Genomic DNA, 19,505 nt, shown 5'->3' on the forward strand with positions numbered 1-19,505 from the left:
GGATTGCTTCGCTTCGCTCGCAATGACGGAGGATGGAGTGCGCTGGCGTCTGATGTTCGAGCTTGAGGCGCCGCTCAATCAGCGCTTCAACGTGAACTCCGCCGCCCCGCGCCGGTGTTCCCATTTGGCCTGCTCCAGCTCGGGCCGGTCGCATTCGATTTCCGGATAGCCGATGCAGAGATAGGCGATGAACTTCCAGCTAAGAGGCACATCGAGAATCGCGTGGATACGATCCGGGTTCAGGATCGACACCCAGCCGAGGCCGATGCTCTCAGCGCGCGCGGCGAGCCACATCGCGGTGATCGCGGCGACCACGGAATATTCCGTGGTCTCCGGCATGGTCGCGCGGCCGAGGCCGTGACCGATGTCGCTGGCCTTGTCGGCGAACACGGCGAGGTGGCCGGGAGCTTGCTCGAGGCCCGACAGCTTCAGTGTGGCGTAGCGCGCCGCGCGTTCGCCGGCATAAGAACCCAAAGCGTCGGCGTTGCACGCCTTGAAGTCCTCGGCCACGGCGCGGCGGCATGCGGCATCGTCGACGACGACGAAGCGCCAGGGCTGGCTGAGGCCGACCGAGGGCGACAGGCAAGCGGTCTCGATCAGGCGGTCGATGGCGCCATCCGGCAGCGCTTCGGCTCGGAAGCGGCGCACGTCGCGCCGCCACACGAACAGCTCGCGCAAATGCTGGCGGAAGGTGTCGTCGAACTCGACCATGAAGCTAGCGCCCCATCTGGAAGGCGGCCGCAACCAGCAGGATCAGGATCTCTCCTAGCTGCTCGAACGCGCCGAGGATATCGCCAGTCTGTCCGCCGATCTGACGGATGGCGAGCCGCGCCAGCATCAGGCCTGCGAGCGACAGCAGAACCAGGCCGACCAGCGCCTTGCCCGGCCCTAACGCGAGGGCGAGCGCGAGCGTTCCAAGCGCGAACGCAATGGCGACGCTGCGGCCGGGTGGCGCTCCCGCACTCGCCGAAAGCCCGTCAGGTCGCGCGGGTGGGACCAGCGACATGAAGGCCGGCACGCCCGCGCGGGCAGCAACATGCGCGGCGCACAGCGCCAGCGTGACGGCGAAGGGATTGGCGATGGCCGCAAGCGCGCTCCAGCGCAGGCCGAACGACAGGATCAGCGCGCAGACGCCGTAAGTCCCGATCCGGCTGTCGCGCATGATCTCGAGCTTGTGCTCGCGCGTTCGCCCGCCGCCGAGCCCGTCGGCGGTGTCGGCAAGGCCATCTTCATGCAGCGCGCCGGTGATGAGGGCGGTCGTGGCCAAAGCGAGCAGGGCAGCAAGGTCCGGCGTCAGTCCGAACCGGCTGGCGATCTTGTAGACCAACGCGCCGGCAAGGCCGACCAGCAGTCCCGCGACGGGCAGGGCCCAGGTTGCGCGCGCGACCGCGCCGTCCGCCGCAGGCTTCGACGATGCCACAGGGAGGATCGTCACGAACGATGCCGCCATCCTGAGATCGGCAATGATGTCTTTGAGAAGCTCGGTACGCGGCATCATTTCAGCTTCATCGGCAGGCCGGCAACGACGAACTCGACCTCGTCGGCAACATCGGCAATCGTCTGGTTCATGATCCCGGCGGCGTCACGAAAGCTGCGGGCCAGCGCGTTGTCGGGCACGATGCCGAGGCCGACTTCGTTGGTGACGAAAACGACGGGACTTTTCAGACGGGGCAGTGTGCCGGCGAGCGCGCTCACCTCGCGTTCCCAATCACGCTGCTCGTGCATCAGGTTGGAGAGCCACAGCGTCAGGCAATCCACCAGCCTTGCGCCGCCGCCGTCGGTTGCGACCAGGACGTCGACGAGATCGAGCGGCACCTCGCGCTCGATCCAGTCGGTTCCGCGCCGCGCGCGATGCTTGGCGATACGCGCCTCCATCTCAGTGTCGAGCGCCTCAGCCGTCGCGACATAGACGGGCTGCCCGGGAAAGGCGCGCGTGCGCATTTCCGCACGCTTGCTCTTGCCCGATCGCGCTCCCCCCGTGATCAAGATGACGGCCATGAAAGTCTCCTGTGGCCTGACTAATCACCAAACGCGCCCAAAGACAAAGCCGAAATCAGGCGGCTGGGGGCTTGCGCTCGCGCCTCGCTTTGCGCAACAGGGGCGGGACAGGAGGCAGGTGTGGACTTTGCGGGCGCGATGGTGGTGGCGATGGCGGTGGATGCCCTCTTGGGCTGGCCGTCGTGGCTGTTCGCACGGATCGGGCATCCCGTGACCTGGCTGGGGCGGCTGATCGGCGTTGTCGATACTGGCTGGAATCGTGCGGCCGATCCGCCGGCACTACGCCGCGGCGCGGGCGTTGCTGGCGCGCTTCTCGTGATTGCGCTCTCAGTTGCACTCGGTTGGATGCTTCAATCCTTGCTGCCCTTGGGCTGGATCCAGATCGTGCTGATCGGCATCCTGGCCTGGCCGCTGGTCGCTTCGCGCTCGCTCCATGATCACGTCGCCGCCGTCGCGCATCCTCTGATGGCTGGCGACATCGCCGCCGCGCGCGAGGCGGTCTCGCGCATCGTCGGCCGCGATCCCGCAGCGCTCGATGAAGCCGGCATCGCGCGCGCGGCGATCGAGAGTCTCGCCGAGAACGCGTCTGACGGCATTGTAGCGCCCGTGTTCTGGGGCGCGCTGTTCGGATTGCCCGGCATTTTGGGTTACAAAGCGATCAACACGCTGGACTCCATGATTGGCCATCGCAGCGAACGCCACGAAGCCTTCGGCTGGGCTGCGGCGCGCATCGACGATGTCGCCAATTTCGTTCCGGCGCGGCTGACCGGATTCCTGTTCGTGCTGCTGGCGCCGCGGCGGTCCGAGGCGCTGTCGTGCATGACGCGCGATGCGCGCCGTCATCGTTCGCCCAATGCCGGCTGGCCGGAAGCGGCCATGGCGGGCGCACTCGGTGTGCGGCTCAGCGGCCCCCGCCTTTATCACGGCAGGGTCACCGACGAGCCCTGGCTGAACGAGGGCGCGCGCGATCCGCGCGCCGCGGATATCGGCGAGGCATTGACGGTCTACGGCCGTGCCATGCTGCTGCTCGGAGGCCTCCTTGCGATCCTGGCCCTCGCGTGAAAGAACGGGGTATGCGCGAGCACGGTGGAAATCTGGATCAGGCCCAGCAACGTTTTGGCGGACGAGCTGAGGATTGGATCGATCTGTCGACCGGGATCAACCGGCTGCCTTATCCCGTCGGCGAGGTAGGCGCGCGCGCCTGGAGTGCGCTGCCCTCGCGCGCCGAGACCGAGGCCTTGCATCAGGCCGCGCGGCACGCGTACCGCACCAGCGCACCGATCGTCGCACTTGGCGGCGCGCAGGCGGCTATCCAATTGCTGCCGCAACTCGTGCCACCCCGTCGCGCGCGCATTCTCGCGCCGACCTATAATGAATATGCCGGTGTGTTGTCGGCTGCCGGCTGGGATGTCCAGGAGGTCGGGGAGATCGACGCGCTGGCAGGCGCGGACCTGGCGATCGTCGTCAATCCCAACAATCCCGACGGCCGCGGTCATTCGCCAGAGGATTTGCTGACACTGCTGCCGCGCGTCGGCCGTCTCGTGATCGACGAGAGCTTTGCCGATGCCGCTCCGCAGTTGTCGCTCGCGTCCGACGCGGATCGGCCGGGGCTGCTGATCCTGCGCTCGTTCGGGAAGTTCTATGGCCTTGCCGGACTGCGGCTCGGGTTTGCGATCGGCAATGCGGCTGACGTCGCCAGGCTTGCTGCGATGTCCGGTCCCTGGCCCGTATCAGGGGCAGCGATCGCGATCGGCTGCCGCGCCTTGCGCGACGACGCCTGGGCCGAGGCCACGTCCGCGCGGCTTGCGAAAGACTGTGTCCGCCTCGATGACATGGCGCGGGCGCAAGGCTGGCGGCTGGTCGGCGGCACGCCGCTGTTCCGTCTCTACGAGACACCCGACGCGCTCGCCGCGCAGGAGAAGCTCGCGCATGGTCACATCTGGTCGCGTGTCTTCGCACAAAAGCCGACATGGCTGCGCCTCGGGCTTCCTGGCAGCGAAGCCGAATGGTCTCGCCTTGCCGAGGTCCTAGCGCGCTAGCGCGAGCAGGCCTTCGACGTCGAGATGCTTCTCGATGTGGTCGGCGAGGGCATCGAGCGCGCTCTCGACCCTGGCGTGGTAGGGCTCCTTGCCTGCGGGAATGTCGAGCTTGGCCAAAAACGCCTTGCGGAAATCGTCCGACGTGAACAGGCCGTGCAGATAGCTGCCCTGCACGCGGCCGTCGCGCGAGATCGCGCCTTCCGGCTCGCCGTTCAGTTTCGCAAATGGCCGTGCGCGATCGGGCCCGTCGGTGCGGCCGATGTGGATCTCGTAGGCTTCGATTGGCTGGTCGGTCGCGGCGTGCACGGCGGAGACGCGTGTCAGCGTCTTCTGCGGGCTCATGACCGTGTCGACATCCAGCAGCCCAAGTCCTGGCGTATCGCCCGCGGGGCCCTCGATCCCATCGGGGTCCGCAACGCTGCGCCCGAGCATCTGATAGCCGCCGCAGAGGCCGAGCACATGGCCGCCCCTGCGATGATGCGCGAAGAGATCGATGTCCCAGCCCTGCGCCCGCAGGAAGGCGAGATCGCCGCGGGTGGACTTTGAGCCGGGGATAACGACGAGCCTGACGTCACCGGGGATCGCTTCGCCCGGGCGCACCATCACGAGATCGACGCCCGGCTCGAGCTTGAGCGGATCGAGGTCGTCGAAATTGGCGATCCGCGACAGCGCGAGGCACGCGATCTTGCATTGACCGAGTTTTCGCGCGTCGGTCAGGCCCAGCGCGTCCTCGGCCGGCAGCTCGCCGGCGCGCGCAAACCAGGGCAGCACACCAAGGCCGCGCCAGGCGGTCTTCGTTTCGATTAGCCCATAACCATCTTTGAATAACGTGGGATCGCCGCGGAACTTGTTGATGACGAAACCTTGGATCATCGCGGCATCGTCGGGGTCGATCACCGTCTTGATGCCGACGAGCTGGGCGATGACGCCGCCGCGGTCGATGTCGCCGACCAGCACGACCGGCACGTCGGCCTTGCGGGCAAAGCCCATATTGGCGATGTCGGCCTTGCGCAGGTTCACCTCGGCGGGACTGCCGGCGCCTTCCACCAGCACCAGATCGGCGCGCGCCTTCAGTCGCTCAAAGCTCTCCAGCACCGCGCCCATGAGCGACGGCTTCATCGCGGCGTAGTCGCGCGCCCGCGCGGTCGCGATACGTTTGCCTTGGACAATCACCTGCGCGCCGACATCGGTCTCGGGCTTCAGCAGCACCGGATTCATGTCGGTGTGCGGCTCGACGCCGGCGGCGAGCGCCTGGAGCGCTTGGGCACGGCCGATCTCGCCGCCATCGACGGTGACGGCCGCGTTGTTCGACATGTTTTGCGGCTTGAACGGAAGCACGCGCAGGCCGCGCTGCGTGAAGGCGCGCGCGAGTCCGGCGACGATGAGCGATTTGCCCACGTCCGAGCCGGCCCCCTGGATCATCAATGTGCGCGCCATAGAATTCAGAACTCGACGCCGGCCTGCGCCTTGATGCCGGAGCGGAAGGGATGCTTGACCAGGGTCATCTCGGTGACGAGATCGGCGATCTCGATCAGCTCGTCCTTGGCGTTGCGCCCGGTGAGCACGACATGGGTCATCGCAGGCTTTTGCGTCGTCAGGAATTCGACGATCTCGGCGATATCGAGATAGTCGTAGCGCAGCGCGATGTTGATCTCGTCGAGCACGACCATGCGCAAGCTCTCGTCGAGGATCAGCTCCTTGGCCTTCTCCCAGCCGGCGCGCGCCGCGGCGATGTCGCGGGCGCGGTCCTGCGTCTCCCAGGTAAAGCCTTCGCCCATCGCGTGGAACTGGCAGAGGTCGCCGAAATGGCCGGTCAGCAGGCGCCGCTCGCCGGTATCCCAGGCACCCTTGATGAACTGCACGACCGCGCAGGGGAAGCCATGGGCGACGCAGCGGACGATCATGCCGAAGGCCGAGGACGACTTGCCCTTGCCGGCGCCGGTGTGGACGATGATCAGTCCCTTTTCGCCGCTCTTGGTCGCCATGATCTTGTCGCGGGCGGCCTTCTTCTTCGCCATTTTCTGGGCGTGCCGGGCGTCGGTTTCCTCGGCTGTTTGGGTATCCGGTTCAGGCGTCATCGGTCCCGGTCCTTCGGCTTGACAAGAGGCGGCCACCGGCAAATGGTGGCCCGGCGTTGGTTCCTGTCCTATGACAGGCGAAGAGGGAATGCGATAGGGTCCGAATCGGCAAGATTTGGGTCCAAACTGCAGCCGCCCCCGCGACCGTGACCGGAGAGATGCCCGAAGCCACTGATTCCCTTTGGAATCGGGAAGGCGGGGATCGAAGGGCAAGACCCTGCTCCGCAAGCCGGGAGACCTGCCAGCGCGGACGAGTTTTGGACCGGCGGACGGGGTGTTCCGCGACGGGGAAACGGGCCTTCTGGGGAATGGTCCGTGTGCCTCATCGCCTCCCGCTATTATCTGGAAGAGGCGATGACCGTCACACTTCACGTCTGCATCACCTGCCGTGCCGGCGAGACGCCCGGCGAGGGCGAGACCACGCCCGGAAAACGCCTGCATGGTGCGATCCTCGACGCCGGCGTGCCCGACGGCGTCAATGTGGTTCCCGTCGAATGCCTGTCGGCCTGCAGCCAGGGCTGTTCCGTGGCGCTCAGCGCGCCCGGCCGTTGGTCCTATGTTTATGGCCGCCTCTCGGATGCCAATGCGCAGGACGTGGTCGCGGGCGCTGCGGCCTATGCGGCGGCGCCCGACGGAATCGTGCCATGGCGCAGCCGTCCCGAGATCTTCCGCAAGCAGTCGCTTGCCCGCATTCCCCCTGTTGCCGTCGTGCCGGAGGCCGCCGAATGAACTCGCTCGCAAAAGTCCCTGTGACGGTGGTCACGGGTTTTCTCGGCTCCGGCAAGACCACGCTGATCCAGCATCTGCTCACCAATGCAAACGGCAAGAAGCTCGCGGTCCTCGTCAACGAGTTCGGCAGCGAGGGCGTCGACGGCGAAATCCTGAAGTCTTGCGCCGACGCAAACTGCCCGGAAGAGAATATCGTCGAGCTCGCCAATGGCTGCATCTGCTGCACGGTTGCCGACGATTTCATTCCGACCATGGAAAAACTGCTGGCGCGGCCGGTAAGGCCTGATCACATCCTGATCGAGACCTCGGGCCTGGCGCTGCCAAAACCGCTGCTGAAGGCGTTCGACTGGCCGGAGATCCGTTCGCGCATCACGGTCGACGGTGTGATCGCGCTGGCCGATGCCGAGGCTGTCGCGGCCGGCCGCTTTGCGCCGGATCCTGACGCCGTCGAAGCGCAACGCGCGGCGGACGAAAATCTCGATCACGAGACGCCGCTGTCGGAAGTGTTCGAGGACCAGATCGCCTGCGCCGACATCGTGCTGCTGACCAAGGCCGATCTCGCGGGCGCCGCCGGTATTGAAGCCGCCAAGGCCGCGATCACGGCCGAGATGCCGCGCCGCGTGCCGATGCTCCCTGTCACCGACGGCGCGATCGATGCGCGCCTCATCCTCGGCCTCGGCGCCGCCGCCGAGAACGATCTCGCCGCGCGCCCCTCGCACCATGACGGCGAGGAGGAGCACGAGCATGACGACTTCGCCTCCGTCGTAATCGATCTGCCTGAGGTCGCCGACATCGATGCGCTGGTCGCATCGGTGCAGAGGCTGGCGCGCGAGCAGAACGTGCTGCGGGCCAAGGGCTATATCGCGGTCGCGGGCAAGCCGATGCGCCTGTTGTTGCAGGCGGTCGGCGAGCGCGTGCGCCACCAGTTCGACAAGCCCTGGGGCGCAGGTCACAGGCAGTCGAAGCTCGTCGTGATCGGCGAGCACGGTGATATCGATGAGGCTGCCATCAAGGTAGGACTCGGCATCTGATGCACGTCGTCTTCCGCGAGAGCCGCGGTCTGGAGGAGACCGCGACGCCAAGGGACATCGGCCAGGACCCGGCCGATCTCGTGGTGCTCTCGTATTCGGATTCCGATCTCGCCGCGTTCGCCGCCGGCTGGAGGCGCGGCCAGGGCAGCCTGCCGTCGCTGCGGCTCGCCAATCTCGCGGAACTGCGGCACCCGCTCTCGGTCGACACCTATGTCGAGCGCACGCTGTCGCAGGCGCGGGGGATTCTGGTGCGCCTGATCGGCGGGGAGTCCTACTGGGCGTATGGGCTGGCTGCCTTGCATCAATTGGCGAAGGATCGCGGCATCGTCCTTGCCGTGCTGCCGGCCGATGGCCGTGACGACACGCGGCTCGATGCATATTCGACTCTGCCGGTCTCGACGCTGCGCCGCCTCAAGGTGCTCTGCGACATGGGCGGCCCGGTCGCCGCCCAAGCCGCGATTGCGCAACTGGCATTGGCCTCGGGTCTCTATGCCGGTCCTGTTATCGGCGAGATGAGCGTGCCTGAGATGGGTTTCTACGATCCCGCGCGCGGCGTCATTGCCGCGCCGGTGGGTGACGAGGGAAAGCCGCGCGCACTGGTCACGTTCTATCGCTCCTATCTCACCGCCGCGGACACGGGCCCGGTCGATGCGCTGATCGCCGCGCTGCGCGAGAAGGGCTTTGACGCCTGTGGCGTGTTCGTCACCTCGCTGAAGGCTGCGGGCGTCGCCGACTGGCTGCGCGCCTATCTCGCGCAAAATCCTCCGGCCGCGATCATCAACGCGACGGCGTTCTCGGCCCTCAGCGACGACGGCACGACGGCGTTCGACGCTGCATCGTGTCCGGCGTTCCAGGTCGCACTTTCCACGGCGCGGCGCGAGGACTGGGCGGAGTCGCTGCGTGGCCTCTCGCCCGGCGATCTTGCGATGCATGTCGTGCTGCCCGAGGTCGACGGTCGGCTGTTCACGGGCGTGGTGAGCTTCAAGTCGGCGGCCGAGCGCGATCCCGATCTGCAATTCTCGCATCTGGCGCACAGGCCCGACGAGGAGCGCGTGAGGGCTGTCGCCGGACGCGTCGCTGCCTGGCGACGCCTTGTGGAGAAGCCCGCCGGTGAGAAGCGGCTGGCACTCGTGCTCTCGAACTATCCGGGACGCCCGCACCAGATCGCGCACGCCGTCGGTCTCGATGCGCTGGCGTCTGTCGAGGCCTTGCTGTCTGATCTTGCGGAGGTCGGTTTCGATGTTGCGCCGGTCCATGCGCTCGGCGAAACGCTGCTCAAGCGGCAACTGACCTGGCGCGTTGCCGACTATCGCGTGGCGCTTTCGCGCCTGCCGCAAGTCTTGCAGGATGATCTCGCGCAAGCCTGGGGCGTGCCGGAGGATGATCCGAGCTGTCGCGACGGCGCGTTCCACTTCGCTGCGATCCAATGCGGTCAGTCTGTTGTCGCCGTCCAGCCCGAGCGCGGCGATGCGACGACGCGCGATGCCGACTATCACGATCTCGCCCGTACGCCGCGCCACGCCTATGTCGCGTTCTATCTCTGGCTTCGGCAGCAGGCCTGTGATGCAGTCGTGCACATGGGCGCGCATGGCACGCTGGAATGGCTGCCCGGAAAATCCGTGGCGCTGTCATCGCGCTGCTGGCCGGAAGCGCTGGTCGGCGATCTCCCAATCATCTATCCCTTCATCGTCAACGATCCCGGCGAGGCCGCGCAGGCCAAGCGGCGTATCGGCGCGGTGACGATTGGCCATCTGCCGCCGCCGCTGGAAAAGTCTGCGGTGCCGGAAGGGCTGCGCCGGCTCGAACGTCTCCTCGACGAATACTCGACCGCCGACGGTCTCGATCCCGCGCGTCGCCAGCGGCTGATCGCTGCGATCCGTGACGAGGCCCGCGCCGCGGGCCTCGAAGACGATCTCGGTCTGGATGCTTCGGCCGCACCGGCCGAAGCCATTCCGCGGATCGACCGCTTCGTCTGCGATCTCAAGGAAAGCCAGTTTGGCGATGGCTTGCACGTGTTCGGCCGCGGCGTCTGCGGTGACGCCGAGCGGGATGCGCTGCGTTCCGCGCTCGCAGGCCAGCGTGTCGCGCCGGGTCCGTCGGGCTCGCCCTATCGCGGCCGCCAGGACGTGCTGCCCACCGGGCGCAATCTCTTTGCCGTCGATCCGCGCGCGGTGCCGACGCCATCGGCGCATGCGCAAGGCATCAGGCTCGCCGAAGAGTTGCTGCGCCGTCACCTGCAGGATCACGGTGACTGGCCGAAAGGCCTCGTCGTCGATCTCTGGGGTTCGGCGACGATGCGCACCGCCGGCGAGGAGTTTGCGATGGCGCTGCATCTGGCGGGCCTCGCGCCGCGCTGGGATTACGCCTCCGGCCGCGTCACCGGCTACGACATCATCGCGCCGGCCGAGCTGGGCCGGCCCCGCATCGACGTCACGCTGCGCGTCTCCGGCCTTTTCCGCGATGTCTTCTCAGGCCTTGCGCAATTGTTCGAGGCCGCTGCCGAGGCGCTCGCAACGCGCGAGGGAGAGGGCGATGAGAATCCGTACCGCCACCGCGCCTCCCGCGTGTTTGCGCCGCGCCCCGGACAATACGGCGTTGGTCTGTCGGCGATCCCCGATGCGTTCACGGCGGAGACGCGCGATGCCGCCGGCGAAGCCTGGCTGTCGGCATCGTCCTGGGCATTCTCGGCCGATGGCGAGATGCAGCCCGATCGCGCCGGCATCGAGGCGCGGCTCGCCTCGGCCGACGCCTTTGTCCACGTCCAGGACTTGCCGGAAACCGATCTGCTGCTCGCCGCCGACTATGCCGCGCATGAAGCCGGCGTTGCCGCGGCTGCAGCGCATCTCGGCGCGGCAGGACCATCGCTCTATCACCTCGACACGACGTGTCCCGAACAGCCGCACGCGCGCACGCTGACCGAGGAAATCTCCCGTGTCGTCCGGGCGCGCGCCGCCAATCCGGCCTGGATCGCCGGCATGATGCGTCACGGTTTTCGTGGTGCCGCCGAGATCACGGCGACGCTGGAGCACATGGCCGCATTCGCGCATCTTGCCGGCGCCGTGCCGCCGCATCTGTTCGATCTCTACTACGATGCGACGCTCGGCAATGATGACGTCCGCGCCTTCATGGCGCGTGAAAATCCGCACGCTCTCGCCGCGATGGAAACCTGTTTTGCGCGCTTGCACGATGCGGCACTCTGGCAAACGCGCCGCAATTCGATCGCGGCAGCACTGCGGGAGGCATCATGAGCGCGTCTGCGGTCAAGGGCTGGTGTCCCGGCGCGCTGCGGCCGATGCAATCGGGGGACGGGCTCGTGGTCCGCGTGCGTCCGTTCGGTGGGCGCCTTGAGGCACCACAAATCACGGGGCTTGCCGAACTCGCCGGGCAACACGGCAATGGTCTGATCGACGTGACGAGCCGCGCCAATCTGCAGATCCGCGGCGTCAGCGAGCAAAGCCATCGGCCGCTGCTCGAGGGCCTTGCGCAACTTGCACTGCTCGATCCCGACGCCGATATCGAAGCCCGGCGCAATATTGTGGTGATGCCGTTCTGGAGCGGCGGCGACCAAACCCAGTCGCTCGCCGCCGAGCTGGAGGAGGCGCTCGCCGACAGCGGCCTGGCGCTTCCCACCAAGTTCGGCTTCGCCATCGATGACGGAAGATCGCGGGTGCTCGCCGGCGATTCCGCCGACATACGCATCGAGCGCGATCGGTCGGGCCGTCTCCTGGTGCGGGCCGATGGTGCAAGCCTCGGCCGCTCCGTCGCTCGCGGCGAGGCCGTCAGCACGGCGCTGGCGCTCGCAAGCTGGTTCCTGGTCTCCGGCGGCGCGAGGAGCGGGCGAGGGCGCATGGCCGCCCACATTGCCTCCGGAGCGGCGTTGCCTCAATCGCTGCGCGGCGAGACCGAGCCCGCGCCCGTGATGGCGGCGTTGCGGCCCGGGCACTATCCGCAAGGCGTGATGGTCGGCGTCGCGTTCGGGCAGATGCTGCACACGACACTGCATCAATTCGCCAGTTGCGGACATGCGCTGCGCATGACGCCCTGGCGGATGGTGCTGAGCGAGGGCAAGCGCGAGATGCCGAGCGCGGCGGGCCTCATTACCGAGCCCTTCGACCCCGCGCTGCGCGTCATCGCCTGCAGCGGCGCGCCGCGCTGCCGCGAAGCCCATGCCGATACGCGCGCACTGGCCGCGGCGCTCGCGCCGCGCATCGCCGCCGATGCCCGCCTCCACGTTTCCGGCTGTGGCAAGGGCTGTGCCCATTCCGGCGCGGCCGCAATCACGCTGGTCGCGACAGGCGCCGGCTTCGATCTCGTCCGCGACGGCTCGACGCGTGATGAGCCGGTCCTGCGCGGCCTCAACGGCGCCGATATCGTCAGCGATCCCTCCATTCTGGTCGGAGGGCACTGATGCCGCACACTTACGAAACCGATGGCGCGGCGATCTATCGTCAGTCCTTCGCGACCATCCGCGCCGAGGCGGACCTTGCGCGCTTTTCGCCTGACGAAGAGCAGGTCGTGGTGCGGATGATCCATGCCGCCGGCATGGTTGGCCTCGAGGCGCATATCCGCTTCACGCCTGATATGGCGACCACCGCGCGCGCGGCCTTGCAGAAGGGTGCGCCGATCCTGTGCGACGCGCGCATGGTCTCGGAAGGGATTACGCGCGCAAGGCTTCCCGCGGCGAACGCGGTGATCTGCACGCTCGGCGATGCCGCGGTTCCCGCGCTGGCGCAATCGATGCGCAATACGCGCTCGGCCGCGGCGCTGGAGCTGTGGCGGCCGCATCTCGATGGCGCGATCGTGGCGATCGGCAACGCGCCGACTGCGCTGTTTCATCTGCTCAACATGCTGGAGGACCGCGACTGCCCGCGGCCGGCGGCGATCATCGGCTGCCCCGTCGGCTTCGTCGGCGCCGCCGAATCCAAGGCTGCGCTGATGGCCGATCCGCCGGTACCCGCGTTGACGGTCGAGGGCCGCCTCGGCGGCTCCGCGATCACGGTGGCCGCCGTGAATGCCCTGGCGAGCCGGAGCGAATAGCGATGGGACGCATCATCTGCTGCGGTCTCGGCCCTGGCGATCCTGATATGATGAGCGTGCGCGCGGACCGGACGGTGCGCGGCGCGAAGCACGTGGCCTATTTTCGCAAGAAGGGCCGGCCGGGCCAGGCGCGCCGCATCGTCGACGGCATGCTGGCGACGGACGTCATCGAATACCCCATGGAATATCCTGTTACGACGGAGATCGCCTTCGACAGCGTGGAGTACGTCCAGCTGCTCGCCGGCTTCTACGACGAATGGGCCGAGCGCCTGGCGCGGCTTGCGCGCGCGGTCGATGTCGTCGTGCTCTGCGAGGGCGATCCCTACTTCTACGGCTCGTTCATGCACCTGCACACGCGCCTGCAAGGCCGGGTCGAGATCGAGGTGATCGCCGGCATTCCCGGCATGGTCGGCTGCTGGAACGGCGTCGGGCAACCGATCGCGCTCGGCGATGACGTGACGACGGTGCTGATGGGCACGCTGGCTGAAGACGAGCTCGAGCGGCGCATGCGCGATTCCGATGCGCTCGTCGTCATGAAGACCGGCCGCAATCTCGCAAAGGTGCGCCGCGCGCTCGCATCCGCCGGCCGGCTGGACGATGCCTGGCTGGTCGAACGCGGCACCATGCCGGGCGAGCGCGTGGTTCGGCTCGCCGAGATCGACGGCGCCGACTGTCCCTATTTCGCGATCGTGCTGGTTCACGGCAAGGGCCGGCATCTGGACGCCGCCGAATGACTGGTACCTTGACCATCGCGGGCCTCGGGCCGGGCAGCGATGCGCTGGTGACACCGGAGGTCACGGCCGCGCTGGAATCCGCGACCGACATTCTCGGTTATGCGCCCTATGTTGCGCGTGTGGCGCCGCGGCCGGGACTTAACCTGCATCCCTCCGACAATCGCGAGGAGCTGCAGCGCGCCAGCGAGGCTTTGCGGCTTGCGTCCGAAGGCGGGCAGGTCGTCGTCGTGTCCTCCGGCGATCCCGGCGTGTTCGCGATGGCCTCCGCCGTGTTCGAGGCGCTCGAACAGGCGCCGCAATGGCGGGAGCTGCCGATCCGCGTGCTGCCCGGCATCACCGCGATGCTGGCGGCGGCGGCCCGCGCCGGGGCGCCGCTCGGCCATGATTTTTGCGCGATCAATCTCTCGGACAATCTCAAGCCATGGACGATGATCGAGAAACGGCTGCGCCTTGCCGCAGAAGCCGATTTTTCGATTGCGATGTACAATCCGCGCTCGGCGAGCCGGCCGGAAGGATTTGGCCGCGCGCTCGCGGTGCTGAAGGACGCAGGTTGCGGCGAGCGCCTCGTGATCTTCGCGCGCGCTGTCAGCGCGGCCGACGAGAAGATCGAGACGGTCACGCTGAAGGACGCGACACCAGAGATGGCCGACATGCGCACGCTGGTGATCGTCGGCAATTCGCAGACGCGTCGCGTCGGCCGCTGGGTCTATGCGCCGAGGCGGGTGGAATGACCGAGCCACTGCATCACGTCATTGACGCTCTCAACCCGCCTGCGCCGGGGCAGCTCCGGCCGCGAGATCACGATTACGGGCAGGCCGAGCATGCGGGCCGCGTCGAACTTGGCACGCGCGCCGTCGCCGCCGGAATTGCGGGCGACGATCCAGGCGATGCCGCGCGTACGCATCATCTCCAGTTCGCTATGAAGCGTGAACGGCCCGCGCGATACGATCATTTCGGCCGCAAAGGGCAGGGGCGCTTCGGGCGGATCGACGAAGCGCAGCGTGTAGGCGTGCTGCGGCTTCATCGCAAAGGGCGCGATGTGCTGGCGGCCGATGGCGAGGAACACTTTTGCCGGCGCCTCGGGCAGCGCGGCGACCGCGGCGGCGACATCAGCTATTTCGATCCAGTTGTCGCCGGTCGCCCTCGTCCAGGGCGCGCGCTCCAGCGCGATCAGCGGCGTATCGGTTTCTGCGCAGGCCGCGACCGCATTTCGGCTCATCTCGGCGGCGAACGGATGCGTCGCGTCGATCACATGCGTGATGCGTTCGCTGCGAATGTAATCGGCAAGCCCGCTCACGCCGCCAAAACCGCCGATGCGGGTCGGCAGCGGCTGGTCGGCGGGCGCGCGGGTGCGGCCGCCATAGGAATAGACGGCATCGATGCCCGCGCGCGCGATCTCCGCCGCAAGCAGGCTCGCATCGGCAGTTCCGCCCAGAATGAGGGCGCGTGTCATGGCTGATCCCTGGCTGACCATCATCGGTATCGGCGAAGATGGCCTTGCCGGGCTATCCGAGGCAAGCCGAAAGGCGCTCAATGATGCCGAAACCGTCTTCGGCGGTGAACGACACCTTGCACTTGCCGGCGTGGGCAGCCGCAGCCGTCCATGGCCCGTGCCCTTCGATGCGAATGTCGTGCTGAGCTGTCGCGGCCGTCCAACGGCAGTGCTGGCGTCCGGTGATCCGTTCTGGCATGGCGCTGGCGCAGGCCTCGCCGAAAAGCTCGACGCAGGCGAGTGGATAGCGCACTCGGCGCCGTCGACATTTTCGCTCGCTGCTGCGAGGCTGGGTTGGCATCTGGAAGGGGTGGCCTGTCTCGGTCTGCACGCCGCGCCATTCGAACGCCTCGTGCCGCATCTCGCGCAGGGCGCGCGCATCATCTGCCTCGTGCGCGATGGCAAGGCTGCGGGCGATCTCGCGAAATGGCTGAGCGAGCGCGGCTGGGGCGCCTCGGCATTCTGGACGCTCGCCGCGCTCGGAGGGCCGCGCGAAGGCATCGCAGAGCATCGGGCTGGCGAATTCACAGGTGATGTCACTGCAAACCTGGTCGCCGTGGCAATTGAGGCGAAGGGCGCACAGGGCATTCCCCGCAGCTCGGGCTTACCCGACGATCTGTTTGTCCACGACGGCCAGATCACCAAGCGGCCGGTGCGCGCGCTCGCGCTCTCGGCGCTGGCGGCGCGTCCGGGCGAACGGCTGTGGGACATCGGCGCCGGCTCGGGTTCGATCTCGGTCGAATGGGCGCTGTGCGGCGGGACGGCGATCGCCATCGAGGCGCGCGAGGATCGTGTCGCGAACATCCGCAAGAATGCAGCCGCGTTCGGACTGGCGCATGTGATCAGTGTCGTCTCGGGGAGGGCACCGGAAGCTCTTGCTGGATTGGAAGCGCCAGATGCCGTCTTCATCGGCGGCGGTCTCGATCATGCGATGTTCGATGCGATCTGGTCGCCGCTTGCGCCGGGGACGCGGCTGGTTGCGCACGCGGTGACGCTGGAGACGGACGCGCTGCTCGGCGAGCTGCATCAGCGCCACGGTGGCGAGCTGATGCGGGTGGAGATCGCCCATGCCGCGCCGCTCGGCCGCTATCGCTCCTGGGAGGCGGCCCGTCCCGTGGTGCAATGGAGTGCGGTCCGATGAAGGTCGCGGGGCTCGGATTCAAGAAGGATGTCACGCTGGCCTCGTTGCGCGAGGCGCTGCTGGCGGCCGGCGGTGCCCAAGGCCTTGCCGCGCTTGCGACCGTCAGCGACAAGGCCAACGCGGAGGCGTTGAAGCAGCTCGCACGCGAATGCAGCGTTCCGATCAGGGCTGTCCCGGCCGATAGGCTGGCGGGCATCGACACGCCGACGCAGTCGAAGCTTGTCGCCGAAAAATTCGGGACGGGTTCGATCGCCGAAGCCGCGGCGCTCGCAGCAGCCGGGCCGCGCGCGCGGCTGATTGCGACACGCGTGGTCTCGCAGGATCGCACCGCGACCGCCGCGATCGCGGAAGGAGACGGCGCATGACGGTGCATTTCATCGGCGCAGGACCGGGCGCGCCTGACTTGCTCACCCTGCGCGGCCGCGACCTGATCGCGGCCTGTCCGGTCTGTCTCTATGCCGGCTCGCTCGTGCCGGAGGGCGTGTTGGCGCATTGCCCGCCTGGCGCGCGCATCGTCAACACCGCATCCCTGTCGCTCGACGAGATCATCGCCGAGATCGCCACCGCCCATGCGGCCGGCCAGGACGTGGCTCGCCTGCATTCCGGCGATCTTTCGATCTGGTCTGCGATGGGCGAGCAGCTCCGCCGCCTGCGCGCGCTTGGCATTCCCTGTTCGATCACGCCGGGCGTGCCGTCCTTCTCCGCCGCCGCCGCCGCGCTCGAAACCGAGCTCACGCTGCCGGGACTTGCCCAGACGGTGGTGCTGACGCGCACGCCGGGCCGCGCCAGCGCGATGCCTGAAGGCGAGAAGCTGGCCGCATTCGCCGCAACCGGCGCGGTGCTCGCGATCCATCTGTCGATCCATCTGCTCGACAACGTCGTTGCCGAGCTCACGCCGCATTATGGCCCGGACTGCTCGGTCGCGATCGTCTGGCGCGCGAGCTGGCCGGACCAGCGCATCGTCCGCGCGACGCTCGGCACACTCGATGCGGCCGTCGGCACGGAAATGGAGCGCACCGCGCTGATCCTGGTCGGCAAGACGCTTGGCGCTGCGGATTTCGACGAGAGCCGCCTCTATGCGGCCGACTACGACCGTCGCTATCGGCCGGTTGGCACTGAACCGCGCTTTCCGGAGGCGTCGTGATGGCAGCAAGCCTCGTCATTTCCGCACCCGCCTCCGGAGTCGGCAAGACCACGCTGACGCTGGCGCTCGCGCGCGCCTGGCGCAATCGTGGCCTGAACGTGCAGTGCTTCAAGAGCGGCCCTGATTACATCGATCCCGCCTTTCACGCCGCCGCCACGGGACGGGCCTCCGTCAACGTCGATAGCTGGGCGATGGACCGCGGGACAATCGCGCATCTCGTCATCCGCGGCGCGGATGCCGATGTCGTGCTTGCCGAGGGCTCGATGGGCCTGTTCGACGGCGTCGCCGCGCGCGGCGTCTCCGGCACCGGTGCCACCGCCGATATCGCGGAGATGCTGGGCTGGCCGGTGGTGCTGGTGATCGATCCCTCCGGTCAGGCGCAGACGGCGGCGGCGATCGCCGCGGGCCTTCGCGATTATCGCCCCGGCGTGAGACTTGCGGGCGTCGTGCTCAATCGCGTCGCCAGCCCGCGCCACGAAGACCTGGTGCGACGTGCTCTTGCTGACGCCGGCATCGCCGTGTTCGGCGCGCTGCCGCGGCATGCCGAGATCAGCCTGCCGAAACGGCATCTCGGCCTCGTCCAGGCCGAAGAGCAGGCTGAGATCGGCAAGCTGATCGACGAGGCCGCGCGCTTCGTTGCCGAGCACGTCGATCTCGACGCGGTGCTGCGCTTCGCTGCCAACTGGTCGCCGCAGCCGGCGGCGAGTGGCTTCAACGTGGCGCCGCCCGGCCAGCGCATCGCGCTAGCCCGTGATGCCGCATTCTCCTTCGTCTATCCGCATATGCTCGAGGCCTGGCGCGCGGCGGGCGCCGAGATATTGCTGTTCTCGCCGCTGGCCGATGAAACGCCTGACGCGAGCGCCGACATCTGCTGGCTGCCCGGCGGCTATCCCGAGCTTCATGCCGGCAGGATCGCGTCCAATGCACGCTTTCGCAGCGGCCTGCGCGCCTTTGCCGAAACGCGGCCGGTGCATGGCGAATGCGGGGGCTATATGGTGCTGGGAACCGCTTTGACCGACGCGGACGGTATCCGCCATGAGATGACAGGCCTGCTTGGCCTCGAGACGAGCTTTGCCAAACGCCGCATGCATCTGGGCTACCGCCTTGCCGAACTCGCCGCGCCGATACCGGGCCATCAGGCCGGTGCGCGCCTGCGCGGCCACGAATTCCACTATTCGACGATCCTCGCCCAGCCCGACACGCCGCTGGCCGTGGTGCAGGATGCGACCGGCGCGGTCATCGCCGAGACCGGCTCACAGCGCGGACTTGCCACCGGCACGTTCTTTCATCTGATCGCGGAGGACCGGTGAGCGGTTTTGTCTCCTTCATCTCCGCCGGCCCCGGCGATCCCGAACTGCTCACCCTCAAGGGCGCCGCGCGGCTGCGCGAGGCCGACGTCGTGCTCTATGACGATCTTGCCTCAGGCGCGATCCTCGATCTCGCCCGGCCCGGCGCCAATCTCGTCGCAGTCGGGAAGCGGGCCGGGCGACCCTCGACCAAGCAGCACCATGTCAATCGTCTCCTGGTCGACTATGCCGCGACAGGCGTGCGCTTGGTGCGGCTCAAGTCGGGCGATGCCGGTATTTTCGGCCGGCTCGAGGAGGAGCTGGAGACGCTGCGCGAGGCGGGCATCGGCTATGAGATTATCCCCGGCGTGACCTCGGCCTGTGTGGCCGCCGCGCAAGCCGGCATTCCCCTGACCCGTCGTCATACCTCGCGCCGGGTGCAGTTCGTGACCGGGGCTGACGTGACGGGCGAGCTGCCGCCGAATCTGAACTGGGCTGCACTGGCCGATCCTGAAGCGACGACCGTGGTCTATATGGGCCGGCGCACCTTCCCGGCGCTTGCCGCAAAATTGATCGCGCACGGTCTCGCCGCGGATACGCCGGCGCTGTTCGCCGAATCCCTCGGCCGCCCCGACGAGCGGCTGGTCCGCACCACCATTGCCGAGCTTGCCGAGCAGCTTGCCCGCGGCGGCGCCGCCTCGACGGCTGCGGTGATCCTGTTCGGCGCGCTGGCGGGGGATTATCCGTCGTGACGGCCGCGGCCGCCCTTCGCCCCTTGACGCAGGCTCGCCGAAAG

20 protein-coding genes and 1 riboswitch are annotated in these 19,505 nt (G+C 67.8%); of the genes, 14 read left to right on the forward strand and 6 right to left on the reverse strand.

Annotated elements, in window-relative coordinates:
• Nucleotides 1–78: 78 nt before the first annotated feature.
• From bluB to cobU, 3 genes are read right to left on the reverse strand one after another with little or no spacing between them, the layout of a single operon-like run.
• Complete coding sequence (bluB, locus tag IVB26_RS15470) at nt 79–711, reverse strand: 5,6-dimethylbenzimidazole synthase (RefSeq protein WP_247972437.1); 633 nt, start codon at nt 709–711, stop codon at nt 79–81.
• A gap of 4 nt (nt 712–715) precedes the next feature.
• Entirely contained in the window at nt 716–1,498 is a 783-nt protein-coding gene (cobS, locus tag IVB26_RS15475) for an adenosylcobinamide-GDP ribazoletransferase (protein WP_247972438.1), read from the reverse strand.
• Nucleotides 1,495–1,998 carry a bifunctional adenosylcobinamide kinase/adenosylcobinamide-phosphate guanylyltransferase gene (gene cobU / locus IVB26_RS15480; RefSeq protein WP_247972439.1) on the reverse strand — a complete coding sequence of 168 codons (504 nt, stop codon included), beginning with the start codon at nt 1,996–1,998 and terminating at the stop codon, nt 1,495–1,497. Before cobU ends, cobS begins: the two co-directional genes overlap by 4 nt.
• 120 nt (nt 1,999–2,118) lie before the next feature.
• Here cobU and cbiB point away from each other — a divergent pair, with 120 nt between their 5' ends.
• Nucleotides 2,119–3,060 (forward strand): adenosylcobinamide-phosphate synthase CbiB, encoded by a 942-nt coding sequence (cbiB, locus tag IVB26_RS15485; RefSeq protein ID WP_247972440.1) that lies wholly within the window; start codon nt 2,119–2,121, stop codon nt 3,058–3,060.
• An 11-nt stretch (nt 3,061–3,071) separates the two neighbouring features.
• Nucleotides 3,072–4,037, forward strand: a complete 966-nt coding sequence (gene cobD / locus IVB26_RS15490; protein WP_247972441.1) for a threonine-phosphate decarboxylase CobD — start codon at nt 3,072–3,074, stop codon at nt 4,035–4,037.
• Here the strand turns inward: cobD and IVB26_RS15495 are convergent.
• Entirely contained in the window at nt 4,026–5,474 is a 1,449-nt protein-coding gene (locus IVB26_RS15495; protein WP_247972442.1) for a cobyric acid synthase, read from the reverse strand. The genes cobD and IVB26_RS15495 overlap by 12 nt on opposite strands.
• 5 nt (nt 5,475–5,479) lie before the next feature.
• Nucleotides 5,480–6,115 (reverse strand): cob(I)yrinic acid a,c-diamide adenosyltransferase, encoded by a 636-nt coding sequence (gene cobO / locus IVB26_RS15500; protein WP_246930025.1) that lies wholly within the window; start codon nt 6,113–6,115, stop codon nt 5,480–5,482.
• A gap of 40 nt (nt 6,116–6,155) precedes the next feature.
• Nucleotides 6,156–6,375, forward strand: a riboswitch (cobalamin riboswitch).
• 94 nt (nt 6,376–6,469) lie between these two features.
• On the opposite strand from cobO, the gene IVB26_RS15505 reads away from it, so the two are divergent.
• Genes IVB26_RS15505 through cobJ form a run of 7 tightly spaced genes read left to right on the forward strand, consistent with a single transcriptional unit; the run spans nt 6,470 to nt 14,377 of the window.
• The gene (locus IVB26_RS15505; protein WP_246930030.1) at nt 6,470–6,844 is read left to right on the forward strand and encodes a DUF1636 family protein; all 375 of its coding nucleotides are present in this window, start codon (nt 6,470–6,472) and stop codon (nt 6,842–6,844) included.
• Nucleotides 6,841–7,875 (forward strand): cobalamin biosynthesis protein CobW, encoded by a 1,035-nt coding sequence (cobW, locus tag IVB26_RS15510; protein WP_247972443.1) that lies wholly within the window; start codon nt 6,841–6,843, stop codon nt 7,873–7,875. The genes IVB26_RS15505 and cobW overlap by 4 nt, the downstream gene beginning before the upstream one ends.
• Nucleotides 7,875–11,123 (forward strand): cobaltochelatase subunit CobN, encoded by a 3,249-nt coding sequence (gene cobN, locus IVB26_RS15515; protein ID WP_247972444.1) that lies wholly within the window; start codon nt 7,875–7,877, stop codon nt 11,121–11,123. The genes cobW and cobN overlap by 1 nt, the downstream gene beginning before the upstream one ends.
• The gene (gene cobG, locus IVB26_RS15520; RefSeq protein ID WP_247972445.1) at nt 11,120–12,283 is read left to right on the forward strand and encodes a precorrin-3B synthase; all 1,164 of its coding nucleotides are present in this window, start codon (nt 11,120–11,122) and stop codon (nt 12,281–12,283) included. Before cobN ends, cobG begins: the two co-directional genes overlap by 4 nt.
• Nucleotides 12,283–12,912, forward strand: coding sequence for a precorrin-8X methylmutase (locus IVB26_RS15525; RefSeq protein ID WP_247972446.1), 630 nt, complete (start codon nt 12,283–12,285; stop codon nt 12,910–12,912). Before cobG ends, IVB26_RS15525 begins: the two co-directional genes overlap by 1 nt.
• A 2-nt stretch (nt 12,913–12,914) precedes the next feature.
• Entirely contained in the window at nt 12,915–13,646 is a 732-nt protein-coding gene (locus IVB26_RS15530) for a precorrin-2 C(20)-methyltransferase (protein ID WP_247972447.1), read from the forward strand.
• Complete coding sequence (gene cobJ, locus IVB26_RS15535; protein WP_247972448.1) at nt 13,643–14,377, forward strand: precorrin-3B C(17)-methyltransferase; 735 nt, start codon at nt 13,643–13,645, stop codon at nt 14,375–14,377. Before IVB26_RS15530 ends, cobJ begins: the two co-directional genes overlap by 4 nt.
• On the opposite strand, the gene IVB26_RS15540 is transcribed toward cobJ, so the two are convergent.
• On the reverse strand, nt 14,353–15,099 hold the full coding sequence (locus tag IVB26_RS15540; protein WP_247972449.1) for a cobalt-precorrin-6A reductase: 747 nt from the start codon (nt 15,097–15,099) through the stop codon (nt 14,353–14,355). The genes cobJ and IVB26_RS15540 overlap by 25 nt on opposite strands.
• Between IVB26_RS15540 and cbiT the strand changes: the two genes are divergently transcribed.
• Genes cbiT through cobA form a run of 5 tightly spaced genes read left to right on the forward strand, consistent with a single transcriptional unit; the run spans nt 15,098 to nt 19,461 of the window.
• Complete coding sequence (gene cbiT / locus IVB26_RS15545; RefSeq protein WP_247972450.1) at nt 15,098–16,279, forward strand: precorrin-6Y C5,15-methyltransferase (decarboxylating) subunit CbiT; 1,182 nt, start codon at nt 15,098–15,100, stop codon at nt 16,277–16,279. The two genes, IVB26_RS15540 and cbiT, sit on opposite strands and share 2 nt — an antisense overlap.
• Nucleotides 16,276–16,644: a cobalamin biosynthesis protein gene (locus IVB26_RS15550; protein WP_247972451.1), complete on the forward strand. Its 369-nt coding sequence runs from the start codon at nt 16,276–16,278 to the stop codon at nt 16,642–16,644. Before cbiT ends, IVB26_RS15550 begins: the two co-directional genes overlap by 4 nt.
• A complete protein-coding gene (gene cobM, locus IVB26_RS15555) occupies nt 16,641–17,423 on the forward strand; it encodes a precorrin-4 C(11)-methyltransferase (RefSeq protein WP_247972452.1) in 783 nt (260 codons plus the stop codon). The genes IVB26_RS15550 and cobM overlap by 4 nt, the downstream gene beginning before the upstream one ends.
• Nucleotides 17,423–18,733: a cobyrinate a,c-diamide synthase gene (locus IVB26_RS15560; protein WP_247972453.1), complete on the forward strand. Its 1,311-nt coding sequence runs from the start codon at nt 17,423–17,425 to the stop codon at nt 18,731–18,733. Before cobM ends, IVB26_RS15560 begins: the two co-directional genes overlap by 1 nt.
• Complete coding sequence (gene cobA, locus IVB26_RS15565) at nt 18,730–19,461, forward strand: uroporphyrinogen-III C-methyltransferase (RefSeq protein ID WP_247972454.1); 732 nt, start codon at nt 18,730–18,732, stop codon at nt 19,459–19,461. The genes IVB26_RS15560 and cobA overlap by 4 nt, the downstream gene beginning before the upstream one ends.
• Nucleotides 19,462–19,505 lie beyond the last annotated feature (44 nt).

Origin of the sequence: Bradyrhizobium sp. 195 (assembly GCF_023101665.1) — a bacterium.
In the GTDB taxonomy this organism is placed as follows: Bacteria; Pseudomonadota; Alphaproteobacteria; order Rhizobiales; family Xanthobacteraceae; genus Bradyrhizobium.